Source organism: Streptomyces alboniger (assembly GCF_008704395.1).
Taxonomy (GTDB): domain Bacteria; phylum Actinomycetota; class Actinomycetes; order Streptomycetales; family Streptomycetaceae; genus Streptomyces; species Streptomyces alboniger.
The window spans coordinates 7,363,752-7,380,349 of sequence record NZ_CP023695.1 but is presented as its reverse complement, the minus strand read 5'-3'; the positions used below and the strand labels follow the sequence as shown (position 1 = coordinate 7,380,349).

The window sequence follows — 16,598 nt, the reverse complement described above, 5'->3', positions numbered from 1 at the left end:
ATATCACTCAGGCAGCGAGGCGTTCACCGCTGAGATGCAAGCCGCGCGCCTCACGGTCTGCGGCGGCGCCCTGCACGCCTTCCACCATCCGCCGGTTGGTCATCCCACTGCCCCGGCGTCGGCCACCACAACGGCACGAGCAGCGCGCCTACCCCAGCAGACATGCCGGCATCAGGCTCGGCCGGCGTCATGCACTGACCCGGCCAAGCGCGAGACGGCCCTGAACGACGCTACTTGGCCCCTGTCTCCGTTCCCGTCCAGGAGCAGGAGCAGGACCAGGCACCGGGACCAGGGACCAGGACCCGGGTCCTGGTTTCCTTTCCTGAATAGGTGGAGCTAACTCCCGGGCGGTTCGGGGGGCGTACCGGATGGTCCGGGGCATGCCCGCGCGGAGAGAGTTGGGCTCATGAGAACGCACAAGGCCCTGCTCGCCGCCCTCCTCGTCCCGCTCGGTGCCACCCTGGCCGTCGTCCCGGCCGCCTCCGCTGCCACTCAGCCCGCCTCGGCCGCGGCATCAGTCTCCGCCGATGCCGCAGCGCCCGCCGGACCGGAGGTGGCCGCGCCCGCCGCCCTCCGCTCCCCGGAGGCGGCCCTTGACCGGGTGGCCCACCCGCTGCGCACCACCGAGCCACGCGGTGGCCTGGCCGATCTCGGACCGTTCGGCCAGATGGTCGGCGACGCCCGGGTGGTGGGCCTGGGCGAGGCCACCCACGGCTCGCACGAGTTCTTCACCGTCAAGCACCGGATCTTGCGGTACCTGGTCGAGAAGAAGGGCTTTCGGGCCTTCGCCCTCGAAGCCCCCTGGAGCACCGGACTGCGGCTCGACGCCTACCTCACGCGCGGCGAGGGCGACTTGAAGCAGATCATGGACGAGGAGTTCCAAGGCACCTACCAGTTCTGGAACACCAGTGAGTACCGCGATCTGCTCCAGTGGATGCGCGCGTACAACGTCAAGCACCCCAAGGACCCGCTCCACTTCGTCGGCGACGACAACGGGTTCGCCGGTGCCGAGCTGTACGACAAGGTGAGCGCCTACGCGGCCGCGGCCCAGCCCGAACTCGGCCCGCGGCTCACCGAGCTGTACCGGGGCCTGCGGCCCACCACCGACGCCGAAACGTACGTCAATGACTACCTGTCGAAGCCGCTGGCCGAACGCAAGGAGCTCGCCAAGCGGACAGGCCGGGCACTCGACCTGCTCAAACAGCGGCCCGGCAAGGACGCCGACGGGCACGCCTGGGCCGTCCAGCACGCCACCGCGATCCACCAGATGACCACCATGTACGCCTTTGACTGGGACGACCCACAGGTCATCCCTGACGCCATGCGCTACCGCGACCAGGTCATGGCACAGAACGTCACCTGGTGGCAGCGGCAGACGGGCGACAAGATCCTGCTCTCCGCCCACAACAGCCACATCGCCCTCAAGACGTACGTCCCCAATACGCATCCGAAGGCTCAGGGCGACTTCCTTCGCGAACAGTTGGGCCGCCACTACCTGAGTGCGGGCCTCACCTTCGACCGGGGCTCGTTCAACGCCTTGGGCCGGGACGGCGGCGTCCACCGGTTCACCATCGGCCCGGCCGCACCCGGTACCACCGAGCACACCCTGGACCGGGTACGCCACCGCGACTTCATGGTGGACCTGCGCAACACCCCCGTCCCGGCCCGCGCCTGGCTCGCCGAGACACGCAGCGTCAAGAACATCGGCGCCACCTACCCCTGGAACGGCAACGCCGCACAGATCCGGCTCGCGAAGACCCACGACGTTCTGATCCACCTTCACCGGGTGGAGGCGGCCGACATGCTCAAGTAGCGTCGGACCCGTACGGCGCGGGTGCGGCGCGGGAGGTCGGCCCACCCGACGTCCCGCGCCCCCGGGGCGTCCAGTGGACCCCCATGAGTGCCCCGACCTTCGTCCTGTCCCGGCACCGTGCCCGCGCGGAGTCTTCCCGGTCGGGGAGGTACGGCCGGTGCGCGCGTCAGCGCATGAACTTCGTGACCCGGACACGAGGTTGTTGCTGTAGCGGGCCACCAGAGCGGCAGTGAACCCGGCCGGCTGACGACTTCCGGGGTACTGAGGCGGGCAAGTCCTCGGCCAAGACGAGGAGGAGTGCGGTGTTGCTGCCGGTGCAGGCCGGCAGGCTCACGGCAACCTGCGGGCAGGAGACCCGCAGCGCGAACAGCAGGCGTCCGTCGGCGAATTCGGTGAACAGCTCCGCGAACTGTCCCGCGCCACTGGTCCCACCACAGGCCACAGCACCGTGTTCTCCGTGCGGACGCGGACGGCGAGCCAAGGCGTGTTGGCGAAGGTGAAGAACACGGCAGAAATCCATGCGGTGTGGACGAGGGGCAGAGCGATGCCTTCGGGCCGAGCGCCCTCATGCACCAGGCGCGGCCTGCCTGCACAGGCAGATATGAAGGGCGATCATGGCAGGGTGGTGGCGTTGCCCGTACTCGATGCCGCCGCGGTCGATGGCCCATCGCGCGTTACGGCGGGCACATGTCGGATCGTCCTTCTCACTTCCGGACAGCGGAGTCTTCGCCTTACGCGTTCGCGAGCCGGTCGAGGCGTTCGGCCAGGGCGCGGTATCTGCCGGCGCGGTCCTCTGATTCGTCCATGTGCGCGGCGATCTCCTCCCGGGCGTTCTGTCCGACCGGTGTGAGTCCGGAGGTGTCGAGAGCGCCGAGCACTGTCGGCTTGCGGGTGGAGAGACCCGTCCACGTTCTGATGATCTGGATTCCGTACAGGTCGACCGACGTGACGTCCTGGTGCGAGGTTCCGGCGAGGCACGGGACGACGTGCGGAGGACTCGGCGGCGTGGACGTCGACTTGGGGATGTGCGACCCCGGCGGGTCGGGACACGGCACCACTCCGCCCCTCGGATCCGCCGGCTGCTTCTCGTGGCAGCCGCGGTCCTCGGCCGGGGAGTCGGCCCGAGGCGCGACGGAGACGGCGGTCGCGCGGGTGTATGTGTCAGAGCCACTCTTGCTGCTCGCCTACGCTGTCGGTCATGAGCCGTTGGGAAGAGTTGACCGGTGGGACGTCCGGAGAGGACTACGCCGCCCGGTTTGCCGCCCTGGCCGGCAGCGGCAGGGACATGCACGGTGAGGCACGGCTGTGCGCCACGCTGGTGCCCGCCGGAGCGAGGGTGCTGGATGCCGGGTGCGGTACCGGCCGGGTCATGATCCGGTTGACGGAGCTCGGGTATGACTGTGTCGGAGTCGACCTCGACGCTTCCATGCTGGCCGTGGCGCGCAAACAGGCACCCCACCTGCCCTGGATCCAGGCCGACCTGGCCACGTTCGACCCTGCTGGACTTCATGGTGGCGCGGACTTCGATCTCGTGGTGGCCGCCGGCAACATCTTCCCGCTCCTTGCCACGGGCACGGAGGCCGCGGTGGTCAGCCGCTTGGCCCGGAGCCTGCGCCCGGGCGGCCTCATGGTCGCCGGATTCGGCCTGGACGAAGCCCACCTGCCGGTATCGCCCACCCTGACTCTGCCGGAGTACGACGACCACTGCGCCGCGGCCGGCCTCATTTTCGTCGACCGCTTCGCCACGTGGGACGCCCACCCCTACGAGGGCGGCGGCTATGCCGTCAGCGTCCATCGGGCGCATCGCGGCTGAAAGGCAACGGCCGAGAATCCGTCGGCGCCCGAGCACTGGGCCCGACGAAGCCGTCGCTCCCCTCGGTGGGTAATGCGACTCACCGCACGGTTCCCGGGCTTTCGGGGTGGCGTGAACGCCGCCCTTCTACCGCGTCTACGACACAAGCGTACCGTTCGCGAAGCGGCAGGCCACCTCGATGCCCACCGAGGGCACCCAGCCCGCACTGGGCCAGAAGCTCTCGTCGGCGAGATGGAGGGGCACGTCGCAGCGATCCGCTCGTGGCGCGAACTCGCTGCGGTGCACGTCAGCCCGCTTGCGCCGGGCCGTCTTGGCCGCAGCCGCCCTCGGTCGGCTCTTGGGCCCATGCGTTCTCGCGGCGCCATCGGTGGGAAGTTCGATCGGCTCGGGGAGCGCGGTCGCATCCAGAAGCTGGTCGAGCTGGTCTTGGTCGTAGCCCGTGCCCTTCAGATCCGGCAGGTCCGGGAGGATGTCCGCGAGGAGGAGGATGTCGTATCCGGCGAGGTCGCTGGTGCGGTCGTCGACGATGATCTTCGCTGCCGCCTCGTCATCCACGTCCATCCAGGTGACGGCGATCATCTCCTACGTTCCCGACATGAGCCGTCTTGAGGCGCTGTCCGACCGGCTCGTGCTCGTCGGCGGCGAGGACTCCCGCGGCGAACTCCCCTACCGCACGGCCGCGTTCCTGGCCGAACGTCTCGGAACGGAGCTGCTGCACTTCCCCTGCGGACACACCGGCCTGACCACGTACCCGGCGGCCCTCGTCGAGCACATGGCGAAGGCACTGCGCGCCTGACGGCGTGTCAGGCGTCGCCGGTGCCGTCGGAGACGGTCACGGTGACCGGGGTGCCCGCCTCGACCGTGCGGCTGACCGTGCACAGCCGGTCGTGCGACGTCTTCACGGCCCGGGGCAGGATGGTGCGGGCGCGCTCCCCCGACGGGCCGTCCGGGAACGTGACGTGGAAGGCGACCCCGAGGTCCGACATCCGGTTGCCGCCCTCGTCCTCGACCTTGGTGCCGGTCACGGTGACGGTGAACGCGGCCGGTTCCTCGTGACGGCTCGTGGCGACCTCCACGTCGGCCGCGCTGCAACCGCCGATCGCCGCGAGGAACAACTCGACCGGCGTGAAGTCGGCACCCCCGCCGGTGCCGAAGGTCAGCGTGCTCCCCCGGGCGTTGGTCGCGGTGAACCGGCCGGGGCCCGCCCGCTCGATGGTGACGGAACGCAGCGCATTGTCAGTCATGCGAGGAGAGTACTGTCCCGCCGTCGCCGGCCCGGCGACATCCGCTCGCTCACGGGCTTCCGTCCACCTCGGGGGACGACGGCGGCGGTGCGGGCTCGGACGCGGGCGATTCCTCCTCGACCGAGGAGGGCGGCTGCGTGGCGGGCGAGGAGGGCGGCAGGACCGACGAGGGCGGGCACGAGCTTGCCGGGGGCGCCCCGGGGGACCGCGCGTCGCACGGCGGCGTACTGGCCGTCGAGGTCGACTCGTCGGGGGACGGGGTGTCCGGGTGCCGTGAGGGAGGCCTGGACGCCGGAGGCTTCGTCTTCTTGTCGCCGGTGCCCGTGTCGCCCTTATCCCGGGTGAACCAGTCACCGCTGTCCGGGTCGTACACGACGAACTGGTTCACGACCTGGGTGGCGGGCGCCACGACCACGACGTTCGAGGACCGGTACCCGGGCCACGCGTCGCCCGTCTGCCGCGGTGTGCTCTTCTGCGCGACGGGCGGCAGCAGCGGGTTGCCGCAGGCGCAGCGCACCCGCGGCACGCCGTGGTCGTCGACCAGTACCGCGGTGCCGGTCTGCAGCACGGCCTGGTAGCCGGTGGCACGGCCGTCGCGGTAGCCGTGGTTGGTCACGCGGGTGTCCAGCCGCAGGTGCACGGGCGTGAGCGAGCGCAGGTAGCGGGGGACGCCGGACGGTTCGATGTCGAGGACGGAGGCGAACGCCTTGTTCTTCGCCGGGTCCTTCTGGAGCGCGCCGACCTGCTTCTCCACGTCGCAGCTGCCGACCTTCCGCGTCCCGCCGTAGAGACCGGGCGCCGCGCCGTCGACGCCGCGCGTCACGTTGGCCGAGGCGGACGAGCTGGGCAGCTCGCTCGGGGAAGGTGGCGTGGAGCCCTCGCGTGCCGTCGACTGGGTGAAGGGGTCGGGCCCCGACTTGCCCGCGGGCTGGAGGAGGACCTCGCCGCCCGACTCCGACGAGCCCTCGGGGCGGGTGAGGACGACGGCCAGGATCACCGCGGCCACCACCGCGGCGGAGATCGCCGCGACGCGGGGCGCCGACTTCCACCATGGGCGACCTCCTCCGCGACCGGCACCGGGGCCGCCCCCGCCCGGGCCGTCGGACCCGCCGCCGCGGCCCCCGCCACCGGCCGGACCGCTCGGCGGGCCGCCGCTCGACGGGCCCGAGGGCCGCGCGCCACCCGGAGGCGGCGTCGAGCCGGCGGGGCTCGCGCCCGCCTGGGTCTCGCCCGGCCCCGAGGGGCTCGGCCGCGGAGGACCCGAGAGCGGGCCCGAAGGGGGTCCTGTGGGGCGTCCTGACGACGGCGGTTCGACGCTCACGAACACTTCCCTGTGTAGGGGGATCGGCGACGTACCTTTTATCCCGGTACGCGCCTATTGTGTGCCCGGATGTCCAGGGGCCCGCAAGCCGACGCCCGTCGGCCTTCCCGAAAGCCCTCTCGAAGGCCCTCCCGAAGGCCCTCTCGAAAGGCGGACCGGTCCCGCGCTGCTTAGCGTGGCACCGTGAGCGAGCAGACACCGCCGCGGCAGGCCGGGGCGCAACGCGCGGAGCAGAGCCGACGGGCCCCTCATGGCTGGCCCCATGCCCTTGCGGCCGTGCTCGCCTCCCTGGCGGCCATGGCCGTCGTCGCCGGGCTCGGCCTGTGGGCCGCGGGAGCCGCCGACCTGCCCGGCGGGGCGTTCCCGAGTGTCGTCGCGGCCGTCGTCGTGATGGCGGTCGGCGGCTCCGTCGGGCTCTCCGGCGACGCCGGGATGATCGCCGAGACGGACGCGGGGCTCTCCGTGCTCCCGCTCTCCGTCAGCCTCGTCGGCGCTCTGGTGGTCGCCGCCGGGTTCCTCCGGCCGCTGCGGCACCGGGCCGTGACCGACGTGCGGGAACTCGTCGGCTGGGCCGCCCGGATCGCGGTGCTGTGGGTGCTGCTGCTCACCGGCCTCGGCCTGCTGGCCCGGCACCGCTTCGCAATCGCGCTCGGCGACGGGCCCGCCGGGGAGATCGGCGATCTGCTGGACTCCTCGCCCGAGGTCGGGTTCAAGACGGACGTGCCGCTGACCCTCGTCTTCGGACTGCTGTGGCTCGCGGGCGTCCTCGTCGTGGCACTGTCCGTCTCGCGCGGCGCCCCGCTCCCCGCCCGCCTGCTGCGCTTCCAGGAATCGGTGCGTCCAGCGGCGTACGCCATGGTGTTCCTGCTGCTGTCGTACGCCGCCCTGGGGCTCGCCGCTGGCCTCGTCGTGGCGGCGACCCGCGGCCATGCCGCCGAGACGTTCGCGGTGCTGCTGCTCGGGTTGCCCAACCTCGTGTGGCTCGCCTTCACCCTGGGGCTCGGCGCGTCCTGGGAGGGCCGGGTCGACGGGCCGTTCGGGCTGCCCATGCCGCGGGTCCTCGACGAGGTGCTGCGTACGCCGACCGATTCCACGCTCAGTCTGCGGACTCTCGCCGAGTACGACGGGCGGGTGTGGTGGCTGCTGGTCGTCGCGGCGGTCCTGGTGCCGACGGCGGCGTTCCTGATGGCGGCCCGCTCCCCGGCACGGATGCGGGCATGGCAGCACGCCGTGCACATGGCGGTGGCGCTGGCCCTCACCGTGCTCGCCGTCTGTCTCCTGGCGGGCGTGTCGGCCCACTACGGGCTCTCGCTCCTTGGCATCGGGGATCTCGGCGGGGGCCTGTCCGGCCTCGTGGAGCTGCGGCCGCACCTCTGGAAGGCGCTGCTCCTGGCCGTTGCCTGGGGTCTGGTCTCGGGGTTCCTCGGCGGGGTGCTGGCGCGGCGGGTCCACCGGCGGGGCGAGGTTCGGCCCGGGGCCTGACCTGGCGCGGGCCCTGCGGTCGGCCGTCGGGAGACCGGCCGCTCTATTCGGTCAGCCGCCGGAAGACCGGCTGGGCCCAGCGGGGTGGGTCGGGGGGCGAGTCCGGGTGGGCCGGGGCCTGCTCGACGCGGCGGTCCACCCGCGTCGGGGGGTGGCCGTCCGTACTGCTGCCCATGGCCGCGGCCCGCAGCGTGGCGGCGAATTCCAGGCACGACCCGTACCGGTCCTCCGGGCTCTTGGCCAGCGCCTTCGCGAGGACCCTGTCGAGGCCGGGGGGAACACCCGGCCGCTTCTCCGTCAGGCGGGGCGGCTGGTCGTACTGATGGGCCCAGAGGAGGGCGAAGTCGTCTTCGCGCTGGAACGGCGGCCCGCCCGCCATGGTCTCGTACACGACGCAGGCGAGGCTGTAGACATCGCATCGGCCGTCCACCGGGCGGCCCGATATCTGCTCCGGCGCCACGTAGTCGAGGGTCCCGACGAACTGGCCCACGGTCGTGAATCCGGTCAGCGACAAGGACTTCTTCGTAAGGCCGAAGTCCGTGAGGTAGGCGTGCTCGGGGTGGTCGCTGTCCGTGCCCTTGGCGATGAGGATGTTGCCGGGCTTGACGTCCCGGTGGACCAGGCCGTGGTCGTGCGCCGCGTCGAGCGCGGACGCGATCTGGGTGGCGATGCGGAGCGCGGCCGTGACGGAGAGCGGGCCACCGCGGTCGAGCAGGTGGCGCAGATCGCTCCCGGGGACGTACCGCATGGCGATGTAGAGCACCCCGTCCGTCTCGCCGGCCTCAAAGACGGGCACGATGTGCGGGTGTTCGATCGCGGCGGCGACGCGTGACTCGTGCGTGAAGCGCCGCCGGAAGGTGTCGTTGCGGGCGAGTTCGGGGGCGAGCAGCTTGAGGGCGACGGTCCGGTCGAGGCGCAGGTCCCTGGCGCGGTAGACCACGGCCATGCCGCCGCGGCCGATCTCGCCCTCGACCCGGTAGTCCGCGATCCGCTGCCCGATCAGCTCGGAGGGCCGCCCGGAGTGCGGGCTCGGGCCGCCCTCGCCCGGCGCGGCCGCCATCAGGCGTCACCGGACCGGAGCGGCTGACCGGGTTCGTCCCTCTCGGGCGGGAGAAACGGGGCAGGGTGTCCGCCGTGCGGGGTGTGCGGTTCAGGGGTGTGCGGTTCATAGACCACCTGGGTCTCCCCCGGCCCTACCGCCTCGCCCACCACCCGCGTCGGCTCAGGCCCTGCCACCTCATTTACCACCTGCGTCTCCCCCGGCCCCATCCCGGCGGGCGAACCGTCGGTTCCGTCGGCCGGTTCCTGCGCGGCGGGGACGAGGCGGGTCGGTTCCTCGTCGGGCGGAGGGGCAGCTCCGGGGTCGGCGGCGGCTGCCCGTGGGGGTCCGGCGGCCTCGTGGTCATCGCCGTGCCCGTCGGTGGCGGGCCCTTCCGTCGCCGCGTACGTACTGAGCCGCGTTCCGTCGCAGAACACCCACCGCTCGTGGTCGGCGTCGTAGAGCCACAACGACTCGCCCTCCACGACCACGCCCACCCGCAGCCCGTGCGTCCCGCGCCGGAAGGACTCCCCGTCGCCGCCGCCCGCCAGGTCCTCCACCGCATGCCGGTAGCGGCCGAGGGCTTCCTCGGTCCTGGTCAACAGCGGACGCGGGTCCGCCGTGCGGGTCAGGGGGCCGCTCGCGCCCGGCGGATCGCGCGGCACAGCGAGCAGGAGCCGGCCGTCGACCCATGCCGACCAGCCGTTGGCGCACACGATCCGGCCCCAGTCGCCGAGCCGGTCGACCAGCTGCACGGGCAGCAGCGCGTCGAGGGGGGCCGTCGGACGCTCCACGTCGGGTGCCTCCCAGGCGGGCAGTCCGTCCTGGGGAACCACATGGGTGGGGCGGAAGTCCGCGGGGGTCATCGCCGGCGCTCCTACTTCCGCATCACGGCGGGTTCATGGCGGCGCAGCAGCCTGGCGACCACGTATCCGAAGACGGCCGACAGGACCAGCAGCATCCCCATGTTGAGCAGCCAGACCCCCGCGGAGTGCCGGAACAATGGGTCGGTGGTCAGTTCGCCAGGGACGATCCTGCCGAGGCCTATGGTGCCCGCCATGGCGCCCAGCGCCCAGCGCGAGGGCACCAGCCACGCCAGTTGTTCGACGCCGGGCACGCCGTTCAGCTTGAGGAGTGCGCCGCAGAAGACCACCTGGACGATGGCGAGGAACACGAGCAGCGGCATCGTCACCTCTTCCTTGCGCACCAGCGCCGATACGAGCAGGCCCAGCATCATGGCGGTGAACGCCAGCAGGGCCACCGCGAGGGTGACTTCCACCAGCGGTGGCAGCAACACCCCGTCGCCGCCGGGCGCGTTGAGGTCGACGCCGAGGAGAGCGACGAGGGTCAGCACGACGGCCTGGAGCACCGTGACCGTGCCGAGGACGACGACCTTGGACATCAGATACGCCGATCTGGAGAGCCCCACCGCCCGTTCCCGCCGGTAGATGACGCGTTCCTTGACCAGTTCGCGCACCGCGTTGGCGGCACCGGTCAGGACTCCGCCGACGCAGAGGATGAGCAGCGCGTTCATCGCCGTCTCCTGCGTGAGCCGGCTTCCGGCCAGCGCACGGGCCATGGCGCCCATCACGAACGGCAGGACGATCATGATGGCGAGGAACGTGCGGTCCGCGCCGAGCGCGGCCGCGTACCGCCGCACCAGCGTGCGCAGTTGGGATCCCCAGCTCTGCGGCTTCGGCGGCGGCGCGAAGGAGCCGGGCGTGGCCGTGCCGTCCTGCGGGAGGGGCCTCGGGAACGGCTGCGCGGAGGAGTTGACGATGTAGCGCTGGTGCAGCGGCGAGAGGTGGTAGTCCCGTGCCCAGTCCCGGTCGCGGTCGCCTTCGAAGGCCTCGAACGCCTCCGGCCACTGCGGGAAGCCGAAGAACGGCAGCGCGTCCCGCGGCGGCCCGTAATAGGCGATCTTCCCGCCCGCGGCGAGGACGAGGAGCCGGTCGCACACGTCGAGGCTGAGCACGCTGTGGGTGACGACGATGACCGTGCGGCCGTCGTCGGCGAGGCCGCGCAGCATGTGCATCACCGAGCGGTCCATGCCGGGGTCGAGCCCGGACGTGGGCTCGTCGAGGAAGAGCAGCGAGGGCTTGGTGAGCAGTTCGAGTGCGACGCTCACGCGTTTGCGCTGGCCGCCGGAGAGGCTGTGGATGGGCTGGTCGGCGCGCTCTTCCAGACCGAGTTCGCGGATGACCTCATCGACTCTGGCCCGGCGTTCCGCCTGCTCGGTGTCCTGGGGGAAGCGGAGTTCGGCGGCGTAGCCGAGGGCGCGGCGCACGGTCAGCTGGGCGTGCAGGATGTCGTCCTGCGGTACGAGGCCGATGCGCTGGCGCAGCTCCGCGTAGTCGCGGTAGAGGTCGCGGCCGTCGTAGAGGACGGTGCCGCCCTCCGCGGGGCGCAGCCCGGTGAGGGCGTTGAGCAGGGTGGACTTCCCCGCGCCGCTGGGTCCGACAACGGCCAGCAGGCACTTCTCGCCGACGGGGAACGAGACCTGGTCGAGGAGTGTCTTGCGGCCCCGGTCGACGGTGACCGTCAGGCCCTGGACGTCGAGAGACACCTCGCCCGTGTCGACGTACTCCTGCAACTGGTCGCCGACGAGGCAGTACGCGCGGTGGCCGACGCCGACGATGTCCCCCGGCGCGACGGGCGCGCGGTCCACCGGCTGGCCGTTGAGGTAGGTGCCGTTGTGGCTGCCGAGGTCGACGATCTCGTACGTACCGTCCGGGAGGACCCTCAGTTCGGCATGCCGGCGGGAGACGACCAGGTCGTCGATGACCACGTCGTTGTCGTCGGCGCGGCCGATGCGGATGGTGCGGGTGGGCAGCGGGCGCACGGTCGTCGGCTGCCGGAAGGTGCCGGTGGCCGAGGGCGTGCTGACGGAGGACGGGCGTTCGGGAGCGCGGGGTTCGGGCGGAGTGCGGCCGACGACCACCGCGCGCGGGCCGTCGGTGACGCTGCCGAAGCGGATGACGCTGCCCGGCCCGATTTGCCCCTCCTCGACGCGCCGCCCGTCGGCGTACGTTCCGTTGGTGCTGTGCTCGTCCTCGATGGTCCAGTGATCGAGCTCGGCGTGGAGGACGGCGTGATGCCACGAGACGCGGGCGTCGTCGATGACGATGTCGCTCAGCGGGTCGCGGCCCACGTGATAGTCCCGGCTCGGACTCATCACCGTGGAGCCGGTGTCGGTCTCCAGCAAGAGTTCGGGCGCAGTCGGCGCCACAGGCCGCTTCCCCATGCCAGAATTCTACCCATTCGCCCGAATCTCCGCCTGAGGTCGCCACCACCGGCCTCCACCGGGCCGGTGAGCACGAGGGCGATCAGCGCATGGGCGATGAGTTCGGGCAGTGGATCGGGTCTGCCCAGGCATGACGCGAACCCCTGAGGTCGCTGCCGCGCCCGACCTCGACCGCGCGACGCGGCCGTCCTACGACGACGTACTCCCGGAGATCCGATGACCACTGTGACCACGGTCCACGCCAATGGGGTCGCCATCGGCATCGAGTCGTTCGGTGACGACGACGCACCCCTCGTCCTGCTCGCGGGCGGGACCACGATGCTTTCCTGGCCCGACGCGCTGTGCGAGCGCCTCGCCGCCGACGCGGCGGCCCTCGCCGGCGCGCTCGGCGGGAGGCCCGCGCACCTCGCGGGGATCGGCGTCGGGGGGATGGTCGCGCAGGTGGCCGTGCTCGACCATCCGGCCGTGTTCTCGGCGCTCACGCTGGTCGGCACCCGCGCGGTGGCCCCCGGCCCGCCCGACGCCGACCTGCCCGACCATGACCGGGCGACGATGAGCCGGCTGTTCGCCCGCCCGCAGCCCGACTGGACCGACCGCGAGGCGGTCGCGGAGTTCGCCGCCGCCGGCGCGGAGATCCGGGGCGACGACCCCGTTGCCGCGCGCGAGATCGCCGCGCGCGTCTGGGACCGCACGCCCGACACCACGCCCCCGGTCCAGACGGCCAACCAGCTGGGCGTGGTGTTCTCCCGGCTCGACTGCGCCCCCCGCTGGCGCGAGCGCCTGCCCGGGATCGACATCCCGACGCTCGTCGTACACGGCCGCCGCGACCCGTTCTTCCCCGTCGGCAACGGCGAGGCGATCGCGCGCGAGATCCCCGGGGCGCGGCTGCTCGTCCTCGAGGAGGCCGCCACCGCGATCCCCGGGGCGGCGGCCGGTGAGATCGCCGAGGCGATGCTCATCCTCGGACAAGGGTCCCCGGATCAGTAGCCGTAGATCATCTTGTAGGCGACTTCGGGGAGGAACTGCCCGGCCGAGGAGCCGATTCCGACGCCGCAGTTGCCGTCGGACTCGCCCGGGGCCTTGATCCACAGGAGCATCTCGGGCGCCTCCGCCCAGTTGGGTGGGGGTGCCGATGCGGCGGCCCGAGGAGTTGCACCACTGACCGTTGGAGCCGTTGCCGTTGCGGCTGGTGTCCACCACGAACGGCTTGGTGCAGCCGTACCGGCCGCTGAGTTCGCACTTGATGGCGTTGCCGTACGCGGTGTTCTCGGCCGTGGTCAGGTAGTTGGAGACGTTGAGGGAGAAGCCGAGTGCCTGTCGGAGGCCGGCCTCGGGGCCACCGCGCATCCGACGGCGTCCTGGGTGGTGCAGTTGGGGCGCTACCTCGTCATGGACCTGGAGGATGTGGGGGCACGGGTGAAGTTCGTGATCCGCGACCGGGCCTCGAAATTCACCGCCTCGTTCGACGCCGTCCTCGCGGACGTGGGGATCGAGGTCGCACTCAGCGGCATCCGAACTCCCAGGATGAATTCGATCATGGAACGGTGGGTGCAGACTTGCCGACGCGAGTTGCTGGACCGGACCTTGATCTGGAACCAGCACCATCTGCTGCACGCGCTACGTGAGTTCGAGCAGTTCTACAACCGGCACCGCCCTCACCGGACGCTCGGCCAAGCCGCGCCGCTTCGAGCTCTACCCGAACCGGTCACAGACCCGGAGCGGATAGCCTCTCTCAGTGTTCGCCGACACAACCGACTCGGTGGTGTCCTTCACGAGTACCGACATGTCGCCTGACGGGCACGGATGGTGTATCGGCACCCGCAATGCCCCGCACGCTCGATGGTGGCGCACCGTGCCGCTCAGGGGTGAGGGCCATCGCGGCAGGTCGGTCCGGCCGCCTTGCCGCCGCTTCAAGCTGTCGACGGAGGCATGATCGCTTACCGCCGCACACGCGCTGGTGACGATGCCTGACCGCGATATAGCTGGGGTCAGGCATCGTCACGTCGGAGTGGCCCTTGCCGACTAGGGCGCGTCCACCAGCATGCGGCCGCCGGTCCGGGTGTGTGCCACGGTGCCGCCCGCGTACGCGTTCTCGACTCGCGAGCGCTCGGCCGCGTCGGGCACCGCGTTACGGCAGCTCGTACCGGCGCTGGAGCCCGACATCAGCTGCGAGCAGGGGCCGGGCTTGGTGTCCGGCAGGCCCAGGTTGTGGCCGAGTTCGTGGGCGACGATGCGGGTCTTGTCGTAGCCCTGGGAGACCGCCTGGCTGCCGAGTTCGACCCGTGCCCGGCCGCCCGGCCGGACCGGTCCGAGCGTGGCCTGCGGCCAGCCGGTGGTGGCCACGATCTGGATCTCCGCTCGGCTGCCAGGGGCGGCTTTGACCAGCTTGACGTTGCCGACGTTGCCGTTCCATGAGGCGACCCCGGCAGAGATCGCCTGCTCCCAGCCTGCCGCTCGGCTGGCGTCGTAGCGGAGCGTGACCTGCGCGGCCACGCGCTTCGGCATGGTGGGCTCGGCCGCGGACACGGCGTGTGCCGCCGGGACCGCGGTCAAGAGCATCCCTGCCGCGGCACCGGCTATACCCAACCGTAGAAAGTGCACCATCACTGTCCTCTCACACGTGGGGGCTCTCGGACCCTCGGAGGACCGAGAGAGGGGACCAAGACGAGTGTCGCGAACATGCCAACCGTGTCAACTGGTTGGTTGATGGCCCGTGAAAACGACGACGCAGTGCCGAGCCAAGGCGGCGGCGCATGGTTACCCGCTGCCTGTCGGTCAGCTGTTGGAGGCGGCGGACTGTATCCAGTTGGTGTACGCGGCGGTGGCCATGTAGTTCGACTTGGACTGCTTTACGCCGAAGGCGACCCCGTCAACCAGATCGACCCCAGCGGCTTGGCACCCTGGGACGCTTTGGGAAAGGTCGGTGATGTCATCGGCGCCGGAGCGAAGGTGTTCCAGGGAGACGCCAAGGGGCTGGTGGCGGACGTCGCAGGATTTTTCGCCGGTGCCGCTTTCGGTTCAGCATGCGAGTCCGTCATGCTGGGAGGCTCAATACCGACGGCCGGAGCCTCCGCTATCGGCGGCCAGGCAGTGTGCTTCTCCGGATCATGGGCTGCAGGGCAAGTAACGGAGGCGCGAATGGAAGATAACTATTTCAGGAGGGCAAGGACGACCTCCCGGCTCTTCATGTTCTCTACCATCTTCGCCATATGTGGCGCGTGCATCGGCCTTGCCTTGACCGTATCCGGAAAACCGGCAGGGCTGGGGGTAGTAGCGATCTTCGCGGTCGTTTGGGGAGTGGGCTATTTGGCCCGGCGGAGAGTGACGCGCGACGAACTGTGAGATCCGCCCGGCAGCAACGCGGCCCCGCCCAGGCGTCTGGTCGGGGCCGCAGCCACAACAGTGAGCCTTTGCCAACCTCAGCTTGAGCAGGCCAGGTGGAGGGCGAGGATGGCTTGGACGTGGCTGGGTGATTCGGGTGGTGCTGCAACGGAGCTTCCGCAACAGGCGCCAGGTCTTCAAAGTCGCCGTGGCCTGCTCGCGGAGGGCTCGGATGTGGGCGTGCGCGGTGTTGACCGCGCGTTGACCTGCTGAGACCACCTGCCGGAGCCGCCCCTAAGAGCTCGTAACACGACCTTGCTGAGGTGTCCTAGTCGGGTGTGACTGGTATGACTTTTCGGTCGTTCGTCAGGTGTAGGTACTCGACCATGGATCGTGGACGACGACTTGTGGGCTGTGATCGAACTGTTGCTGCCGCCCCGGCCGTAGAAAGGGTCGGGCCCGCGCCCGGTTGGTGACCGGCGGTGTCTGCAGTGCATCCTGTACGTCCTCTACAACGACGTCGCGTCGCAACTCCTGTCCCCGGAGCTGGGGTTGGGCTCCGGACAGACTTGCTGGCGGCGTCTGGACCGGTGGCAGAAGGCCGGCGTCATCGTCAAGCTCTACCGGCCCTCCTTGCCGAACTGCACGCGGTCGGCGAACTCGACTGGTCACGGGCGGGCGTGGACGGCTCCCACCTCCGTGCGAAAAAGGGGGTGCCAAAACTGGTCCGTCGCAGGGCGTCCCGGCCGGCCGCGACGACGCCCCGAGGCCCTGCTCGGCGACAGGGGGGCTGGCGACGTCGTCGTCGTCCTGGTCCTGCCCGAGCTGGCGCAGGAGGGCCTTGGCGGTGGCCGGGATCGCCGCCAGGAGGCGGGCGGCCTCCGGGTCGACGTCGGCCAGCGCCGCGGCGATCACGTCGATGGTTTCCCCCGCGTCCTCGGTGGCCGCCGCGGCGAGGGCCTCGACTCCACCGCGTCGCAGTACGCCCGAGTAGTCGTGGACCTGCGGCTGGGTGACGTTCCTCGACTGCTCCACGCTCTCCCTGCTCTGCCGGGCACGACGAAGGGCCCTTGAACGAGATGGCCAACTCGCGCTGGTATGTATCCGACCTTGGCATCTTCGGATCTTGACAGCCGTCGACCTCAACACTCTCTTCAAGCCTTGTGCCACTGTCCAGGAAGCCCTCAACTCTGTACGGCGAGCACTGGGCACCCCGCATTCCCGTGCCGAGAGAAGGACAGACTCCCGCCGCGGCGACAGCGACAGCTGACCAACGTGACCTCATCTTCGAAGACGGGCGTGGTCCTCAACGACGACACTG

16 protein-coding genes and 5 pseudogenes are annotated in these 16,598 nt (G+C 70.9%); 11 read left to right on the top strand and 10 right to left on the bottom strand.

Going from position 1 to position 16,598, the window contains the following annotated elements:
• Positions 1–19: 19 nt before the first annotated feature.
• Both CP975_RS36700 and CP975_RS32275 read left to right on the top strand, forming a co-directional pair.
• Positions 20–224, top strand: a pseudogene (locus CP975_RS36700) (hypothetical protein); the annotation flags it as partial.
• A gap of 182 nt (positions 225–406) precedes the next feature.
• Entirely contained in the window at positions 407–1,813 is a 1,407-nt protein-coding gene (locus tag CP975_RS32275) for an erythromycin esterase family protein (RefSeq protein WP_055534676.1), read from the top strand.
• Positions 1,814–2,544: 731 nt separating this feature from the next.
• Here the strand turns inward: CP975_RS32275 and CP975_RS35220 are convergent.
• Entirely contained in the window at positions 2,545–2,868 is a 324-nt protein-coding gene (locus tag CP975_RS35220) for a hypothetical protein (RefSeq protein ID WP_167532767.1), read from the bottom strand.
• 143 nt (positions 2,869–3,011) lie between these two features.
• Here CP975_RS35220 and CP975_RS32265 point away from each other — a divergent pair, with 143 nt between their 5' ends.
• A complete protein-coding gene (locus tag CP975_RS32265; protein WP_055534680.1) occupies positions 3,012–3,626 on the top strand; it encodes a class I SAM-dependent methyltransferase in 615 nt (204 codons plus the stop codon).
• Between the two features lie 135 nt (positions 3,627–3,761).
• On the opposite strand, the gene CP975_RS32260 is transcribed toward CP975_RS32265, so the two are convergent.
• Positions 3,762–4,205 carry a hypothetical protein gene (locus CP975_RS32260; protein ID WP_055534670.1) on the bottom strand — a complete coding sequence of 148 codons (444 nt, stop codon included), beginning with the start codon at positions 4,203–4,205 and terminating at the stop codon, positions 3,762–3,764.
• A gap of 16 nt (positions 4,206–4,221) precedes the next feature.
• Between CP975_RS32260 and CP975_RS32255 the strand changes: the two genes are divergently transcribed.
• Positions 4,222–4,422 (top strand): hypothetical protein, encoded by a 201-nt coding sequence (locus CP975_RS32255; RefSeq protein WP_055534668.1) that lies wholly within the window; start codon positions 4,222–4,224, stop codon positions 4,420–4,422.
• Between the two features lie 7 nt (positions 4,423–4,429).
• Here the strand turns inward: CP975_RS32255 and CP975_RS32250 are convergent, their stop codons facing one another.
• Entirely contained in the window at positions 4,430–4,870 is a 441-nt protein-coding gene (locus tag CP975_RS32250) for an OsmC family protein (RefSeq protein ID WP_055534667.1), read from the bottom strand.
• Positions 4,871–4,919: 49 nt separating this feature from the next.
• Complete coding sequence (locus CP975_RS32245) at positions 4,920–6,191, bottom strand: DUF6777 domain-containing protein (RefSeq protein ID WP_167532766.1); 1,272 nt, start codon at positions 6,189–6,191, stop codon at positions 4,920–4,922.
• A 183-nt stretch (positions 6,192–6,374) separates the two neighbouring features.
• On the opposite strand from CP975_RS32245, the gene CP975_RS32240 reads away from it, so the two are divergent.
• Positions 6,375–7,673 carry a streptophobe family protein gene (locus CP975_RS32240; RefSeq protein ID WP_055535958.1) on the top strand — a complete coding sequence of 433 codons (1,299 nt, stop codon included), beginning with the start codon at positions 6,375–6,377 and terminating at the stop codon, positions 7,671–7,673.
• 43 nt (positions 7,674–7,716) lie between these two features.
• On the opposite strand, the gene CP975_RS32235 is transcribed toward CP975_RS32240, so the two are convergent.
• The 3 genes from CP975_RS32235 to CP975_RS32225 are packed head-to-tail and all read right to left on the bottom strand — an operon-like array spanning position 7,717 to position 11,956.
• On the bottom strand, positions 7,717–8,733 hold the full coding sequence (locus tag CP975_RS32235) for a serine/threonine-protein kinase (protein WP_150477632.1): 1,017 nt from the start codon (positions 8,731–8,733) through the stop codon (positions 7,717–7,719).
• On the bottom strand, positions 8,733–9,578 hold the full coding sequence (locus tag CP975_RS36065; RefSeq protein WP_246201704.1) for a hypothetical protein: 846 nt from the start codon (positions 9,576–9,578) through the stop codon (positions 8,733–8,735). Before CP975_RS36065 ends, CP975_RS32235 begins: the two co-directional genes overlap by 1 nt.
• 11 nt (positions 9,579–9,589) lie before the next feature.
• Entirely contained in the window at positions 9,590–11,956 is a 2,367-nt protein-coding gene (locus CP975_RS32225) for an ABC transporter ATP-binding protein/permease (protein ID WP_055530674.1), read from the bottom strand.
• A 225-nt stretch (positions 11,957–12,181) separates the two neighbouring features.
• Between CP975_RS32225 and CP975_RS32220 the strand changes: the two genes are divergently transcribed.
• Positions 12,182–12,943, top strand: coding sequence for an alpha/beta fold hydrolase (locus CP975_RS32220; RefSeq protein WP_055530737.1), 762 nt, complete (start codon positions 12,182–12,184; stop codon positions 12,941–12,943).
• Here the strand turns inward: CP975_RS32220 and CP975_RS32215 are convergent.
• Positions 12,937–13,288 (bottom strand): annotated as a pseudogene (locus CP975_RS32215) (glycoside hydrolase family 6 protein); the annotation flags it as partial. The gene CP975_RS32220 and the pseudogene CP975_RS32215 sit on opposite strands and share 7 nt — an antisense overlap.
• Here CP975_RS32215 and CP975_RS32210 point away from each other — a divergent pair.
• A pseudogene (locus CP975_RS32210) lies at positions 13,286–13,750 on the top strand (integrase core domain-containing protein); the annotation flags it as partial. The pseudogenes CP975_RS32215 and CP975_RS32210 sit on opposite strands and share 3 nt — an antisense overlap.
• Positions 13,751–13,978: 228 nt before the next feature.
• Here the strand turns inward: CP975_RS32210 and CP975_RS32205 are convergent.
• Complete coding sequence (locus tag CP975_RS32205) at positions 13,979–14,560, bottom strand: snapalysin family zinc-dependent metalloprotease (RefSeq protein WP_055530676.1); 582 nt, start codon at positions 14,558–14,560, stop codon at positions 13,979–13,981.
• A 75-nt stretch (positions 14,561–14,635) separates the two neighbouring features.
• Here CP975_RS32205 and CP975_RS32200 point away from each other — a divergent pair, with 75 nt between their 5' ends.
• Positions 14,636–15,298: a hypothetical protein gene (locus CP975_RS32200; RefSeq protein ID WP_150477631.1), complete on the top strand. Its 663-nt coding sequence runs from the start codon at positions 14,636–14,638 to the stop codon at positions 15,296–15,298.
• A 77-nt stretch (positions 15,299–15,375) separates the two neighbouring features.
• Here the strand turns inward: CP975_RS32200 and CP975_RS32195 are convergent.
• A pseudogene (locus tag CP975_RS32195) lies at positions 15,376–15,553 on the bottom strand (IS5/IS1182 family transposase); the annotation flags it as partial.
• A 192-nt stretch (positions 15,554–15,745) separates the two neighbouring features.
• On the opposite strand from CP975_RS32195, the pseudogene CP975_RS36695 reads away from it, so the two are divergent.
• From CP975_RS36695 to CP975_RS32185, 3 genes and pseudogenes are all read left to right on the top strand, one after another.
• A pseudogene (locus tag CP975_RS36695) lies at positions 15,746–15,883 on the top strand (IS5/IS1182 family transposase); the annotation flags it as partial.
• A 93-nt stretch (positions 15,884–15,976) separates the two neighbouring features.
• Positions 15,977–16,351, top strand: coding sequence for a hypothetical protein (locus CP975_RS36060; RefSeq protein WP_055530678.1), 375 nt, complete (start codon positions 15,977–15,979; stop codon positions 16,349–16,351).
• A complete protein-coding gene (locus CP975_RS32185; RefSeq protein WP_150477630.1) occupies positions 16,290–16,547 on the top strand; it encodes an STAS domain-containing protein in 258 nt (85 codons plus the stop codon). The genes CP975_RS36060 and CP975_RS32185 overlap by 62 nt, the downstream gene beginning before the upstream one ends.
• Positions 16,548–16,598 lie beyond the last annotated feature (51 nt).